General features: G+C 56.1%; 8 protein-coding genes, 3 tRNA genes and 3 pseudogenes. 11 read left to right on the top strand and 3 right to left on the bottom strand.

Annotation, left to right across the window (positions count from 1 at the left end; all coding sequences use genetic code 11):
• Positions 1 to 927 precede the first annotated feature (927 nt).
• Positions 928 to 1,003: transfer RNA gene (locus AXW79_RS17755), tRNA-Asn, on the bottom strand.
• A gap of 2 nt (positions 1,004 to 1,005) precedes the next feature.
• Positions 1,006 to 1,081: transfer RNA gene (locus AXW79_RS17760), tRNA-Asn, on the bottom strand.
• Between the two features lie 567 nt (positions 1,082 to 1,648).
• Between AXW79_RS17760 and dauA the strand changes: the two genes are divergently transcribed.
• The gene (dauA, locus tag AXW79_RS17765; RefSeq protein WP_005310683.1) at positions 1,649 to 3,385 is read left to right on the top strand and encodes a C4-dicarboxylic acid transporter DauA; all 1,737 of its coding nucleotides are present in this window, start codon (positions 1,649 to 1,651) and stop codon (positions 3,383 to 3,385) included.
• 275 nt (positions 3,386 to 3,660) lie between these two features.
• Positions 3,661 to 3,748, top strand: a tRNA-Ser gene (locus tag AXW79_RS17770).
• 746 nt (positions 3,749 to 4,494) lie between these two features.
• Here AXW79_RS17770 and AXW79_RS17775 read toward each other — a convergent pair.
• A pseudogene (locus AXW79_RS17775) lies at positions 4,495 to 4,946 on the bottom strand (transposase); the annotation flags it as partial.
• 72 nt (positions 4,947 to 5,018) lie between these two features.
• On the opposite strand from AXW79_RS17775, the pseudogene AXW79_RS17780 reads away from it, so the two are divergent.
• The 9 genes and pseudogenes from AXW79_RS17780 to tssK all read left to right on the top strand — a co-directional run.
• A pseudogene (locus tag AXW79_RS17780) lies at positions 5,019 to 5,568 on the top strand (tetratricopeptide repeat protein); the annotation flags it as partial.
• Between the two features lie 768 nt (positions 5,569 to 6,336).
• The gene (tssB, locus tag AXW79_RS17785; RefSeq protein ID WP_005310687.1) at positions 6,337 to 6,840 is read left to right on the top strand and encodes a type VI secretion system contractile sheath small subunit; all 504 of its coding nucleotides are present in this window, start codon (positions 6,337 to 6,339) and stop codon (positions 6,838 to 6,840) included.
• A gap of 37 nt (positions 6,841 to 6,877) precedes the next feature.
• Positions 6,878 to 8,357, top strand: a pseudogene (gene tssC / locus AXW79_RS17790) (type VI secretion system contractile sheath large subunit).
• A 6-nt stretch (positions 8,358 to 8,363) separates the two neighbouring features.
• Positions 8,364 to 8,795: a type VI secretion system baseplate subunit TssE gene (gene tssE, locus AXW79_RS17795; protein ID WP_011898822.1), complete on the top strand. Its 432-nt coding sequence runs from the start codon at positions 8,364 to 8,366 to the stop codon at positions 8,793 to 8,795.
• Between the two features lie 3 nt (positions 8,796 to 8,798).
• Complete coding sequence (gene tssF, locus AXW79_RS17800; protein ID WP_005310691.1) at positions 8,799 to 10,565, top strand: type VI secretion system baseplate subunit TssF; 1,767 nt, start codon at positions 8,799 to 8,801, stop codon at positions 10,563 to 10,565.
• The gene (tssG, locus tag AXW79_RS17805) at positions 10,529 to 11,533 is read left to right on the top strand and encodes a type VI secretion system baseplate subunit TssG (RefSeq protein WP_005310693.1); all 1,005 of its coding nucleotides are present in this window, start codon (positions 10,529 to 10,531) and stop codon (positions 11,531 to 11,533) included. The genes tssF and tssG overlap by 37 nt, the downstream gene beginning before the upstream one ends.
• Before the next feature lie 40 nt (positions 11,534 to 11,573).
• Entirely contained in the window at positions 11,574 to 12,797 is a 1,224-nt protein-coding gene (gene tagH, locus AXW79_RS17810; RefSeq protein ID WP_005310695.1) for a type VI secretion system-associated FHA domain protein TagH, read from the top strand.
• Entirely contained in the window at positions 12,797 to 13,312 is a 516-nt protein-coding gene (gene tssJ / locus AXW79_RS17815) for a type VI secretion system lipoprotein TssJ (RefSeq protein WP_005310697.1), read from the top strand. The genes tagH and tssJ overlap by 1 nt, the downstream gene beginning before the upstream one ends.
• 2 nt (positions 13,313 to 13,314) lie before the next feature.
• Positions 13,315 to 14,649: a type VI secretion system baseplate subunit TssK gene (tssK, locus tag AXW79_RS17820; RefSeq protein WP_005310700.1), complete on the top strand. Its 1,335-nt coding sequence runs from the start codon at positions 13,315 to 13,317 to the stop codon at positions 14,647 to 14,649.
• Positions 14,650 to 14,672: the final 23 nt, after the last annotated feature.

Raw genomic sequence — 14,672 nt, forward strand, 5'->3', positions numbered from 1 at the left:
AGCGACGAGCATGTCCTTTATCACGGGTGGCATGGATGATTTTGTGAATGCGGCGCAGTTGTGGTCGTGGCAGGGGTGGGAGGGTAGGCATCAACTCAGTCCTTTGGGTGTGGCTTGTTTTGTTTGGCGACTAATGGGATCGCACAAACTGGACTGAGTTCCCTTCCTCCGGTAAACTACTATTCGGAACAGCTATTTAGGTTTGAACTAATATTGGACAATATAAAGGAATAATCACAAGTTTCGGAGTATCAAAACAGCGATTGCAGATTTCGTCAAACTGGATCGCTCACACGAGACGCTCTATTACTCGCAAGGCAGGGCATACATTAGCTCCATGCCTTTGAGGCTTACAAGCCAAGCATCAAAGACAAGAGGGGCGGTAAATATTTCTTGTGAAAGTTGCCGACGGTCGCGTCGGCGTGATGCCCCGCCACCTCGTCGGCATCGACGTGACTTTGCACAACTCCTGGCAAACTCAGCCACAGCCCCAAGCGACCGGATATCCCCCAGACTTGCTCCGGTTTGCACCAAGAACCATTCCTCGTCCCTCGTCCCTGGTGAGCGTCTCCATCTTTCAATCTGTGTTATCTCTACGTCAGTGCCACCAGTTCCGGTCTGAGCATCCCCATGGTCTCCCAGCAGAAAGACCGGAAGCTGTGACCGGAGGGGGTGTCTGGAGGTATTTGCGTCAGGGAAGGGGATGACTTCTGGTTCGGGCTAGATCGTGACCTATTCACCGGCTGAGTTGACCGGATAGGGACCGGAGCCTGCGTTAGTCGGGTTTGAGTCGAGAGAAAACAGGTAGTGTTGCTTGTTCACTGCGAGAGTAATGTGGGGGCATGCAATGAGGGCTTACTGGATCGTCTGGTAACAAGCAAACGACAGACATTAAAAAGCCCAGTCCTGAGACTGGGCTTTGAAATTTGGCTCCCTCGACAGGACTTGAACCAGTGACATACGGATTAACAGTCCGCCGTTCTACCGACTGAACTACGAGGGAATTGGCTCCTCCTACTGGACTTGAACCAGTGACATACGGATTAACAGTCCGCCGTTCTACCGACTGAACTAAGGAGGAATTGCCTGTCTCGTTGAGACGGTGCGGATATTAATAGCCTGTCGACCGGGTGTCAACCCGCGATCCGGCGCAAAAAATGGAATTTCGCCCTGTTTGTCCAAAACTTGGTCATTGTGGACTATTTTCAGCACAATCAGCAGCTTGAGATTGGCCTCTGGTGGCCACGTTATCAATTTTTGCGCTGGTGGCCGATTGCGTTCTGGATGCTCAGTGATGGCCAACCATCCCTGCCCGTTCAATAAAAATGGGGTGGGTGAATGGGAGGACCCATGCCTCATAAACCGCCCTGATGGGAGACAAATGTCTGTCGCGGGTTGTGTGCATTTGGTTAGCAGGCGAAGTGAAAAATCTGCGTAATGGTGATAAAAATCGGCGATATGCCAGCAACAAACCGCTATTTTGCGGTGTAATGGTCATTCATTGATCCTGCCCATCGAAATATTTCCTCGGCTGGAGTATGGTTGCCCCGGATACCATCGCCGTGTCGACAGTTCTGCCGGCCCTTGATGATGATCGGGCGCCGGTTCAATCCGGCCTTTATCTCCCTCTTCTGGTATTACGACATACATGCACAACCAAGCTCCCTTGCAAAGCGTGAAGCTGGCCATTGCTTTACGCCAATCCTGTATTGATGAACCCTATAGCATCCCTCGCTTTGGCCGTGACCTGATCGCCGGCGTCACGGTCGGCATCATCGCCATTCCGCTGGCCATGGCACTGGCGATTGCCAGCGGCGTGCCACCGCAACATGGTCTCTATACCGCCATCATCGCAGGTATCGTCATTGCCGTGACCGGTGGATCCCGTTTCTCCGTGTCGGGGCCGACCGCCGCCTTCGTGGTGATCCTCTACCCGGTGGCCCAGCAATTCGGGGTCGGTGGCCTGCTGATGGCGACCCTGATCTCGGGCTTCTTTCTGGTCGCCATGGGGATGGCCCGACTTGGGCGCCTGATTGAATACATTCCGCCGTCAGTGACCCTAGGTTTTACCGGCGGGATCGCCATCGTGATAGCCACCTTGCAGATCAAGGACTTCTTCGGGCTCCAGGTGCCCGATATGCCGGAAAATTACATAGGCAAAGTAGAGGCGCTGGTACATGCCCTGCCAAGCTGGCAATGGGGTGACACGTTGGTCGGGATTGCTACCCTGGCCGTGTTATTGCTCTGGCCACGGCTGCGCTTGCCGGTGCCCGGTCACTTGCCCGCCGTGCTGGTGGGTGTGGGGCTGGGGTTTGGTCTGCACTACTTTGGTGTCGATGTGGCCACCATTGGCAGCAAGTTCAGTTATACCCTGGCCGATGGGACACAAGGCATGGGGATCCCGCCCATAGCGCCGACTCTGGTAATGCCCTGGGCACTGCCGGGGCCGGATGGTTCACTGGTCGAATGGAACCTGGCGGCCATCGAGCGCTTGCTGCCGGCTGCGTTTTCCATGGCCATGCTGGGGGCCATTGAGTCGCTGCTCTGCGCCGTGGTGCTCGATGGCATGACGGGTCGCAAACACAGCTCCAATGCCGAGCTGGTGGGGCAGGGGTTGGGCAACATATTGGCGCCTTTCTTCGGTGGTATCACGGCAACGGCGGCCATTGCCCGTTCCGCCGCCAACGTACGGGCAGGTGCCACCTCGCCGGTTTCCAGCATAGTGCATGCGCTTGTGGTACTGGCCGCCATTCTGGTGCTGGCACCCTGGCTCTCCTGGTTGCCGCTCTCGGCCATGGCCGCGCTGTTGCTGATCGTGGCCTGGAACATGAGTGAGGCACACAAGGTGGTAGAGCTAGTGCGCCGCGCCCCCAAATCCGATGTGTTGGTGCTGGTGGTGTGTTTGTCGCTGACCGTCATATTCGACATGGTCATTGCCATTACCTTCGGGGTGATCCTGGCGTCGCTGTTGTTCATGCGTGAAATTGCCAAGATGACCAAGCTGCACGATTTGGCCGATCACAAGCGCTATGCCGACGAAGTACCGGCGAATGCCTTGCTTTACAAGATCAACGGCCCGCTGTTTTTTGCGGCAGCAGAGCGTGTCTTTGGCGAGCTGGTGGCTCAGGTTCAGGGGCACAAGCTGCTGGTATTGCAGATGGAGGCTGTCTCCATCCTGGATGCCGGGGGACTCTCTGCTTTCCTGCAGTTTGAAAAGCAGATGACCAAGGCCGGAGTGGAGCTGCGGGTAGCCGAGTTGCAGTTTCAGCCGTTGAAGACATTGGCGCGTGCCAAAGTGCGCCCTGTGCCGGGTCAGTTGGAGTTTTATGGCTCTCTGGAAGAGGCATTGAAAGGCGAGCAGAGTCACGAACAGGCCGCCAGTTGATGGTATGGGATGCAGAGGTGGAAAGATTTTGCGCAGTTGGCTCGTTTCTTGAGCAAACAGATTGAAAACCGCAAAAATTGCATTGACCCCAACACAATGCATCCATTAGATTACGCCCCGTTGCTGCGGCATGGCCCGCAAGCGATGGTGTAACTCAGGCACCTGAAAATGTGAGAGAAATTCTGGTGCGGTGTCTGCAAGGCTGCCCACCGACGAAGTCGGCAAGAAAGCATGCGTAGTGTACTCCGAAAGCCACTTCAAAGAAGTAAAAATTTGGTGAGGTGTCCGAGTGGCTGAAGGAGCACGCCTGGAAAGTGTGTATACGGCAACGTATCGAGGGTTCGAATCCCTCCCTCACCGCCAAATATAACCCGTTGATTTTCAACGGGTTTTTTCATTTCTAGACTTACGTGATTTTTCCTGGATCAACTGGGTGGAACAATCATGTATCTGAGTAAAAATGCCTCCGGCACCTACTACACTCGTCTCCCGCTGCCTAAGTCATTACGTGACCGTGGCTTGCCCTTCGCTATCCGTACTTCCCTTTGCGCCAAAGATCGTCAGCTCGCCGTAGATCAAAATCTGGCTGTGGCAGCTCGAACTCGCGCACTTATCGCGGCTACCCCTGCCGATACTGCCCCCGCAGTTTCTATCGCTGGATCCGCGCCGATCTAGACGCTTTCAAAGCAGCGGGGTTCATCCTTCCTCAAACACCTTCCGCACCTCGTGAACCTTCTGTTGATGCTTCAGCTTGCCCCAGCAGTGGGATCACGCTCACCCACGCACTGGCGAGATTCATCGAGACTAAAACCAGTGAGGGGATCCAGCACAAGTCGGTGGGCAAGCTCCAGCTTCGGATCAACGCCTTCGTCACCTGGGCCAAAGGGGTCAAAGCCGATGAGGTGACACCAACCTTGGCGTAGGAGTACCGCAACATCTTGCTGCGCAAGAGCGACACCAGTTTCAAAACTAAGACCGATTATCTGGCTGCCCTGAAACAGTTTTTCCGTTGGTGCGTGGCGCTGGACTATTGCAGCTGTAACCCTTTCGATGGGCTTACGGCAGGTAAGAGACCGAGCGGACGGGCGGATGAGGAGAGAGTGTGCTGGCATCGCCAGATACAACTTGCGCCACACTTGCCGCTTTTCGGCGCCGTGTTTCCATTCGCCTTCACCAAATACCTGAAGACCAGTCGAATCGATAACCATGTCGGTGATATACCCCTTGGAGGGCTGCCGATAGGCCACTTTCATCGTGCGGACTCGCTTGCTGACAGCTATAGTTCGGTTCATACAGCGCAGCGGCACATTCATCAACTTGAACAAGGAGTCGAGTAGCCCTGAGTCGCTCGCAGAGTGAGGCTGAAAATCCCCCTGAGCATCAGGAAGGTAGAGATGGTCTGGTCGGTGTAGAGCTGGCTGCGGCCCCGTCGCCCGTGATGGTCATAGTGAAACCAGTTGTTCATGGCCTCGGCATCAATCCAGAAGGTGAGTGAGCCACGGTTAATGAGAGACCTGTTGTATTGAGACCAGTTGGTGATGGGGTTAAGCGACTTGCCCATGATGCAGACTTGAAGGGGATGGTGGAGATCAGAGCACCGCCCCTTCAATTAGTTCCACTCAGCAGCATCGATTTGGGAAACAATGCCGTTTATACCACAACTACGTCAGTCACTGAGTCCGAGCTATCTAAAACTGCCCAGCAGGGCCATGGCAAAGCCCAGTATGAACTGGCCAAGCGTTTGGCGGCCAAGCCTGATTATCCCGAGGCGATACGCTGGATGAAGCAGGCGGCGCAGCAATCTGGCCCCTTGGCGGCGGATAGCGATATTCGTGGTGAAGCGGCGTTGCAGGTGGGTCGCTGGTATGGGTGAGCCGAAGAGCCCAACGTTGGCCAATGACTGGTGGCAACGTGCGGCCAAACTGGGTAATCGTGAGGCCAGTTATCAGCTGGGGATGGATTGCCAGCTCCACTATAAAGGCAAATTGGTCAGCGAGTGTCTCGATTGGTTCGAACAGGCGGCCAAACAGGATCATGCCCAAGCGCAACTGATCCTGGGGCAATGGTATGCCAAGCAGTCCGGTGCCGATACAGAGGCCATCAAATGGCTGGAAAAAACGGCCGAGCAGGGTAATCGTGACGCTCAGTACCAAGTCTGGCTGCGTTACGAGCAGGAAAAGGGGGATGACATAAAAAGAGAAGAGTACCGGTCAGAAACTGGCGCAGTACTGGTTTGTAACACTAATAGTGTTGGAGAGTTAGTTAACAATAAGAAATAGATCCCCCATGATTTTATAATACATTTTTGCATAAACAAACAACGTATGCGGCATGGTTTCGGCTAACATTGTTTTCAACAAGTCAATGTTCATTAACCTCTACACTTTTCAATATGATGAAGTTTTTTTGTTCAAAATATCATTTTTTGTTACACAATTTCTTCTTTTTATGCGTCTGATTCTGTCGTTAATGTGTTAATGACAAGGGTAGGTGATAATAAAATGGTCTTTTCGGAAAATAGTAGAGGGTGACTTGATTGATTTTTAAGCTTACTTTATAAAACATATATCTTTATGAGTGGTTAACAGTCAGCGTTACTGTGCAACTAATTGTTTTTTAATTGTTTTTTATTTTTCAATATGTCTTCAATAAAGAGTTGATTGACTTGCTGTAATGCTCGCATATACCATGCGGCGAAAATGGCTCTTAAGCCAATATGACCTCTGACAAAGAGTAGAGGCATGATCGGGTTGTATAGATAACAAGATGCATACTGCGTTTTTGATTATTAGAGCTTTAGCTTTATATGTATCAAAAGTGCATCGTCGGCTGACGAACTCTCCGTCAGGTCTCCCGATGGTACTGTCAACTGTCATTTCTTACAGTTGCTGGTAAGGGCGTTGGCTATAAGCTTTAGGGTCTTTGTTGACCCTTAACTTGGTATTTAGAGCATGGGAAAAGGAATTGATGGTGCCACTGTTGCGCCCAAAGAACGTATCAATATCAAATATGTACCGGCAACGGGTGGTCAGCAGGCGGAAATAGAGCTTCCGTTGACCATGATGGTCGTCGGAAATATGAAGGGGCGTACTGAAGAAACGCCTATCGAGGAACGTCAGACCGTCTCCATCGACAAGAATAATTTCTCTTCTGTCATGAAAGAATCCGCACTGGAACTGAAGTTTTCCGTTCCCAATCGCCTGGAGGAGAACAGCCAGGACGAGATGCCGGTTTCGATCAAGATCCAGTCTCTGGAAGACTTCACACCTGACAGCGTGGCCCAGCAGGTACCCGAGCTGCGCAAGCTGCTGGAACTGCGTGAGGCCTTGGTTGCCCTGAAGGGACCGCTGGGAAATATTCCCTCCTTCCGCAATCGTTTGCAGGACCTGCTGTCCAGTGATGAGGCTCGTGAGCAACTGCTCAAGGAGCTGGATTTGATTAAGCCTGCCGAGTGATCGGTAGGTTGGATTGATTGACGAGAAAGGAAAAAACATGTCTTTGGTCGAAGAACAGGTTCAAGCGGGGGCGAGTGTAGCCTCCTCGTCCTTGCTGGACGAAATCATGGCACAGGCCCGTATCAGCCCGGTCGATGAGGGTTACAGTGTTGCCAAGCAAGGCGTTGCCGCCCTTATTGCCAACATTTTGGACAACGGAACCAGTGCGGAGCCGGTCAATAAGGCGCTGGTAGATAGCATGATTGTCGAACTCGACAAGAAGCTGAGCAAACAAATGGACGTCATCCTGCACGCCAAAGAATTGCAGGAGATGGAATCTTCCTGGCGTTCACTCAAGTTGCTGGTGGATCGCACCGATTTTCGTGAAAACATCAAGATCCAGGTACTGCATGCGACCAAGGAAGAGTTGCTGGAAGATTTCGAGTTCTCCCCCGAGATCACCCAGTCCGGCCTCTACAAGCACGTATATTCCACTGGTTATGGCCAGTTCGGTGGCCAGCCCGTCGGTGCCGTGATCGGTGATTATGCCTTTACCCACAGCTCACCCGACATCAAGTTGATGCAGTATGTCAGTGCAGTGGGGGCAATGGCCCCCGCTCCTTTCATCTCCTCTGTTGCACCGGCCTTCTTTGGGGTCGACAGCTTTACCGACCTGCCGTCCATCAAGGATCTCAAGTCGGTGTTCGAAGGGCCGTCCTACACCAAGTGGCGTTCGCTGCGTGAATCGGAAGATGCTCGCTATCTGGGGCTGACCGCACCGCGTTTCTTGGCCCGTCTGCCATATGATCCAACCGAGAATCCCATCAAAGGCTTCAACTACTCAGGAAGACATCAGCTCGGATCACGACCACTACCTGTGGGGTAATACCGCGTATCTGATGGGTACCTCCCTGACTGACAGCTTTGCCAAGTATCGCTGGTGCCCGAATATTATCGGTCCGCAGAGCGGTGGTGCCATCTACGATCTGCCGGTACATGTCTACGAGGCCATGGGGCAGCTGCAGGCCAAGATACCGACCGAAGTGCTCATCACCGACCGTCGCGAATATGAGCTGTCAGAAGAGGGCTTCATTACCCTGACCATGCGTAAAGACAGCGACAATGCAGCCTTCTTCTCCGCCAACTCGGTGCAAAAACCCAAGGTGTTCCCCAATACCAAGGAAGGCAAAGAGGCGGAGACCAACTACAAGCTGGGTACCCAGCTGCCCTACATGTTCATCATCAACCGCCTTGCGCACTACATCAAAGTGCTGCAGCGCGAGCAGATCGGCTCCAGGAAGGAGCGTCAGGATCTTGAGCGTGAACTGAACGGCTGGATCAAGCAGTACGTTGCTGACCAAGAGAATCCGCCGGCAGACGTTCGCAGCCGTCGCCCATTGCGCGCCGCCCAGATCAAGGTGCTGGACGTGGAAGGGGAGCCGGGTTGGTACCAGGTTGCCATGGCTGTGCGTCCGCACTTCAAGTACATGGGAGCCAGCTTCGAGTTGTCTCTGGTAGGTCGACTGGACAAGGAATAATGCCCGATGCCGTATCTCTCTTCCTGGGATAGAGGAAATGCGGCCAGTCTGTTTGATCGTATCCGGGGGGAGGGGCTGAGCTCTTCCCCCTGTTCGGAAGTTGATGAACTGGTCGATTCTGTCAAACGGCAGCTTGACCAGATTCTCAATACCCGTCCCGGTAATTGCCGCAGTGCCCCTGATCTTGGCGTCATCGATCTCAATGATGCTACTCAGGGCAGTGCGGATATCAAGGGGCGGATCCGTGAGGCGATCCGGCAGTGCATCCGTCGTTATGAACCTCGGATCATTCATGTGGATGTACCGTCACCCGACTATCAGGCGAGTCCGCTTGAGATGTCGTTTCAGGTGACGGCCCACGTGAGGCTGGAGCATATCGAGCAGGTCACCTCGTTCAACGTCCATATGGACAGTCACCGTCACTACCGCATGGTCTGATCAATGTCGCTGGAACATTACTTCAGGGATGAATTGGCTTTTTTGCGCCTGCAAGGGCGCGAATTTGCCGATACCTATCCCGAGCTCACCCGTTTCCTGTCGGAGCAAAATACCGATCCGGATGTGGAGCGCCTGCTGGAAGGCTTCGCGTTTCTCACCGGCAATCTGCGCGCCAAGATCGAGGATGAGTTTCCCGAGCTGACCCATGGTCTGCTCAATATGCTCTGGCCCAACTATCTGCGCCCCGTACCCAGCATGACCATAATGCAGTTTTCGGTTATTCCGGGTGCCATCGCTCAACCGGCGCTGGTCAAGCAGGGGTGTCAGCTCGACAGCCTGCCCATCGACGAGGTGACCTGTCACTTTCAGACCTGTCACGATGCCTGGGTCTATCCGGCAGATATCCGCCATATCTCGGCGCAAAGTGGTAACGATCTCTCCACCATCTCGCTGGATATTGCCCTGCATGCTCCCTTGCCGCTCTGCGAGTTGCAGCTGGACAAGCTGCGTTTCTTCCTCGGTGGCGATAGCTATACCGCCTATGAGCTCTATTTCTGGCTCGCCAACCAGCTCTCCCACATAGAGCTGGAGATCGATGGCAAGCGCTTTCGCCAGGAAGCCAAGGCCCTGAAATCGGTCGGTTTCGAGCGCGACGACGCGCTCCTGCCCTATCCGAACAATGTCTATTCCGGCTACCGGATCTTGCAGGAGTATTTCTGCTTCCCGGAAAGCTTCCTCTTCTTTGAACTCTCGGGCGGCGACTGGCCGAAGCAACCCTTGCCGGTGAGCGAATTCAAGCTCCATTTCTGTTTCGACAGGCCCTTGCCTGCGGAGCTCAAGATCCGGCCCGACTCCTTCATGCTCAACTGTGTGCCGGCCATCAACCTGTTCCAGCACGACAGTGAGCCGGTCAACCTCAATGGCCGTCAGGCGGAATATCCTCTCAAGGCGAGTTATCGCCATGCGGACAGTTTCGAAATCTTCTCGGTGGATCAGGTCGAGGGCTGGGTGGAAGGCAACCTGGGTCGCTCCCGCGGTACGCCGCGTATCTACCAGCCGTTTGAAAGTTTTCAGCACCAGATCGAACGGGCCAAGCACAGGTTGGCACTCTATTACCGGGTGCGGGTCAAAGAGTCGGTCAGCGGGGATGGCTTCGAGCACAACCTCTCGTTTGTACGCGGGGATGAGACCACCACGGTCGAGCTGGACGAATCCATTTCGGTCACGCTGACGTGCACCAACCGCTCCCGAGCTGCCCGTCTCAAGGCTGGCAGCATTTGTGTGCCCACCGGCAGCTCGCCTTCCTTTGCCACCTTTCGCAACCTGATCCGGCCGACCCGGCCGCTGCGTCCGGCGCTGGATGGCAGTCTGCACTGGACCCTCATCTCCAATCTGTCGCTCAACTATGTCTCTCTGCTGCGTCGGGATGCCCTGGTGCAAGTGCTGCGCACCTATGACTTCCCCGCACTCCATGACAAGCAGGCAGAACAGGCATCGCGCAAGCGACTGGCGGGGATTGAGGAGATCGAGACCAAACCGGTGGACAGGCTGGTGCGCGGCATGCCGGTGCGCGGGCTCAAGTCGGTACTCTCCATTCGCCAATCCGCCTTTGGCAGCGAAGGGGAGCTTTATCTCTTCAGCACCGTGCTGGCTCACTTTTTCTCCCTGTATGCCAGCGTCAATGCCTTCCACCTGCTGGAGGTGGTCAATCTCGACAACAAGGAGCGCTATCAATGGCCAGTCCAGATCGGTCAGCACTCCCTGATGTGACCTCCACCAGGGACGCGCCCCGTTTCAATTTCTTCCAGCTGGTTGAACTGCTCAACCGGCTGGACGGTGCCGATCAGGAGCGCGGCCTCGACCATTTGCCGAGTGACGAAAATATCCGCTTCAAGGCGACCGCGTCTCTGGGTTTTCCCACCAGTGATGTATTGCAGGTGGGTCGCGATGGCAAGGGTCGCCATGAGCTTGAAGTGGCGTTTCTGGGTTTGCACGGCAGCCAGTCACCCATGCCAGGTTATTACCTGGATTCGTTGGCGTGGGAGTACGCGCAAGGGGAGCAGAAGCTAGGGTTGTTTCTGGACTTCTTTCACCACCGCCTGCTGACGCTGCTGCACAGGATCTGGCGCAAGTATCGCTATCACGTGCGCTTTCAGGACAACGGCGAGGATGGTTTCTCCCGCCTGATGTTTGCCCTGGTGGGGCTGGGCAATGATGCCGTCTGCCAGAGCCTGCCGGTCAATCGCGCCAAGATGCTCTCTTATGCAGGCATGTTGGCCAGCCCCAGCCCCAGCCGCTCGCCCGAGGTGGTGGCCGGTCTGGTGGCGCACTGTTTCGATCTGGCGGATGTGGAAGTGAGTGCCTGGCAGTGGCGCAAGGTACCCATCCATCAGGATCAGCAAAACCGGCTGGGCGGTGCTTGCGCCACGTTGGGCGGCGACTTCGTCATCGGTGACAAGGTGAACGATTGTGCGGGCAAGTTTTTATTGAAGATCAATGACCTGAGTTTTGGCCAGTTTCTCGGTTTTCTCCCGAACGGGGAACACTTCCATGCGCTGGTGACCTTTGTCTCCTTCATCCTGCGCGACCAATTGGCCTGGGATCTGCGACTCGGCTTTGGCCAGGAGCAGGCCAGGGGGTTGCGATTGGGGGAAGAGCAGAGCGCGCGCCTGGGGTGGAGTACCTTTCTCGGCCAACCGCCGAGCGACCCGTTTGTGACTATCTGTGTACAGGAATAAACGCAGGAAATTCGGTGTAGGAATCAGTGCAGGAGTGAATGTGGACGATTTTAATCAGCAACTTTCCCTGGTGGTGCTCAACAGCGAACAGCTCGATGGCAGCCAGCAGGTGCAGTACCGCTTCGACGAGATGGGGGGCACTCTGGGTGCCTCAGAGCAGGATGATTGGCAATTGCGTGACAGGTTGGGCTCGGTCATGCCAGCCCACGCCCGGATCGAGTTGAACGATGGCCGTTTCTGCCTGTGCGATCTGAGCGGTCAGACCTACATCAACGGCGCGACCTCGCCCATAGGGCGGGCCCGCAAGGTACACCTTGAGCAGGGTGACGAACTGATCGTCGGTCCGTTCCGGATGCGCGCCTATCTGGGGGCCATCTCCCCCGAGCAGAACTTGCATCAGGTGCTGGGCAACCGGCCCTCCGAGCAGCTCGATGAGTGGCTTGCCGGGGAGGAGACCAGTCAAGCCATGGAGGATCCACGCGCCCTCGCCGTGGCACTGCAACATGAACGCTCGGTGCTGACCCCGCTGGTGGATCCTCGCCAGCCGTCACCACTGCGTTCACAACCGGATATGGATGCCGTATCCCTCGCCCCTTTTTCTGCTGTCGAGAACACCATGAACCAAGAATTTCTGGATATGCCCACCATAGAGAATCACCCCGACTACCACCCTCCGCTGGAGGGGGTGGATCACGTGGCGCTGACCCCCTTGATGCGCGGCCTGGGTCAGTCCCTGCAGTTGCAGGATACCCAGCAGGCTCACGACATGCTCGAAGAGATGGGCAAAACGGTGCGCGCCATGGTGGAAGGACTGCTGCAGTTGCAAACCGAACAGGCGGCGCTGGCAGACAAGCACCTGCGTCCCATCGAAGACAACCCGCTGCGCCTTGGCCTCGACTATGACGAGACCCTGGCGGTGATGTTTGCCGAGCAGAAGAGTCCGGTGCACCTGACGGCACCGGCGGCCGTGGCCGAGAGCCTGCGCAATGTGCGCATTCATCATGTGGCGAACCAGCAGGCCATTGGCGCGGCGCTGGACAGCATATTGCAAGCCTTCTCGCCAGAGGCACTGATTGGCCGTTTCGAGCACTACCGCCGTACCGGCGCCCCCGGTGTAGCCGACGAAGGCTGGGCCTGGAACATGTACCAGCACTACTACCGCGAGCTCACTTCTGCCCGTCAGCAGGGGTTCGACAAGCTGTTCCATCAGGTCTATGCCCAGGCATACGACCAAGCCGTGCGTCAGCAACAGGGACTGATTTGATGATACGTGCGCTGATGCTGGGGGCCTGTCTGCTGGCCCTGGCAGGCTGTACCACCATGGGCAAGATGGCCGATGTGGCCATGGACCCGGATATCCAGGTGGGCAGCAATGATGAACAAGCCACCACCCTGGGGCTGAGCCTGCTGGCCGAGCGGGATGTCAATCCCAACGAGAGCGGGGAGGCGGCACCCATCGAGTTCCAGGTGGTGTTGCTGGCCGAAGACTCCAAGCTGCTTGCCACTGATTACGACCAGGTGACCGAGGATGTGGAGAAGGCCCTTGGCAAGAACTACCTGGATCATCAGGACTACACACTGCTGCCGGGCCAGTTCAAGTATCTGCCGCCCATCAAGCTCGATGAGAAGACCCGCTACATCGGCGTGATTGCCCGTTATGCCGATCCGGACAGCGCCGAGTGGCGCAAGGTCATCAAGGTGAAGAGCATGGGGCGAGCCTATCAAATCCTGGTTCATCTGCGTCTGGATGAAGTAGAACTGCAAAAAGAAGAAGAATAACCATGTCGAGTCGAAATCGGGTTATCTGGCGTGAGGGGCTCTTCATCAAGCCCCAGCACTTCCAGCAACAACAAAGACATTCAGAGTATGCGCTGCACGCCAGACTGAGTGCGCTCAGCGACTATTTCTATGGCTTGCAGTCGCTGGCCATCAACGAGGACTACCTGGGGTTTGGCCGTATCGCCCTGGTAGGTGCCACCGGCATACTGCCCGATGGCACCGTCTTCAATATTCCCAATGACGATGTGCTGCCGGCGCCCCTGGAAATTACCGACGCTTCGGTCGCCAACCAGAAGGTTTACCTGGCATTGCCGCTCTCGGTGAACGGGGTCAACGAAGTCAATCAGGGCGGTCAGGTCGCGACCCGCTTGCAGGCCCATCGCCACGATGTGCGCGATCTGCACAGCGAAGGAGGAGATGTTGTCTCCCTGGAAGTGGGGCGAGTCAGCCTGCGGCTGATGCTGGAGCGCGAAGATCGCAGCGCCTACGCCTCGCTCGCCATCGCTCGCATTCTGGACAAGCGTCCGGACGGTGGTCTGGTGCTGGATCCCAACTTCATGCCCTGCAGCATCAGCGTCTCTGCCATTCCAACCCTCAAGCGCTTCCTCGGCGAGTCGGCCGGGCTGGTGGCCGAGCGGGCTCGCAGCCTCTCCCAGCGTATCGCCGCGCCGGGTCAGCAGGGGGTCGCCGATGTGGCCGAGTTCATGATGTTGCAACTGCTCAACCGCGCTCAGCCCCAGCTTTCACATCTGGCGCGTCTTGGCACCCTGCATCCGGAACGGTTGCACGAGGCCCTGGTGCAGATCTGTGGCGAGCTGATGACCTTCACCGATGAGTCCCGTCTGCCGCCCGAGTTTCCTGCCTATCGTCACGACGATCAGCAGGTGAGTTTCGAGCCTGTGATGCTGGCCCTGCGTCAGGCACTGAGCACAGTGCTGTCGCCGCGGGCTGTCTCCATCCAGCTGCGCAAGCACCAGTACGGCGTCATGGTGGCCATGGTCAACGAGAGCGAGCTGATGCAAAGCGCCGACTTCGTGCTGGCGGTGCGTGCCCGCATGCCCCAGGAGCAGCTGCGCAAGCAACTGCTGCAACAGACCAAGGTGGCGTCCAGCGACAAGATCCGCGAGCTCATCAGCCTGCAACTGCCCGGCATTCCGTTGTTGCCGCTGCCGGTGGCGCCGCGCCAGCTGCCCTATCACGCCGGTTACAGCTACTTCCAGCTCGATCGGCAAAGCCCGGCCTGGCAGATGCTGGCGGTCAGCAACACGCTCGCCTTCCACATTGCCGGTGATTTCCCCGAGCTCGACATGCAGCTTTGGGCCATTCGCAGCCAGTGATCGCATCAAGGAAACAAGCAGAG

The sequence above is a fragment of the Aeromonas salmonicida subsp. salmonicida genome, assembly GCF_001643305.1.
Classification (GTDB): domain Bacteria; phylum Pseudomonadota; class Gammaproteobacteria; order Enterobacterales; family Aeromonadaceae; genus Aeromonas; species Aeromonas salmonicida.

Excerpts from the sequence above, each read along its gene's own strand:
- dauA (WP_005310683.1), top strand. The coding sequence starts at position 1,649 with ATGCACAACCAAGCTCCCTTGCAAAGCGTGAAGCTGGCCATTGCTTTA.
- tssB (WP_005310687.1), top strand. The coding sequence starts at position 6,337 with ATGGGAAAAGGAATTGATGGTGCCACTGTTGCGCCCAAAGAACGTATC.
- tssE (WP_011898822.1), top strand. The coding sequence starts at position 8,364 with ATGCCGTATCTCTCTTCCTGGGATAGAGGAAATGCGGCCAGTCTGTTT.
- tssF (WP_005310691.1), top strand. The coding sequence starts at position 8,799 with ATGTCGCTGGAACATTACTTCAGGGATGAATTGGCTTTTTTGCGCCTG.
- tssG (WP_005310693.1), top strand. The coding sequence starts at position 10,529 with ATGGCCAGTCCAGATCGGTCAGCACTCCCTGATGTGACCTCCACCAGG.
- tssJ (WP_005310697.1), top strand. The coding sequence starts at position 12,797 with ATGATACGTGCGCTGATGCTGGGGGCCTGTCTGCTGGCCCTGGCAGGC.
- tssK (WP_005310700.1), top strand. The coding sequence starts at position 13,315 with ATGTCGAGTCGAAATCGGGTTATCTGGCGTGAGGGGCTCTTCATCAAG.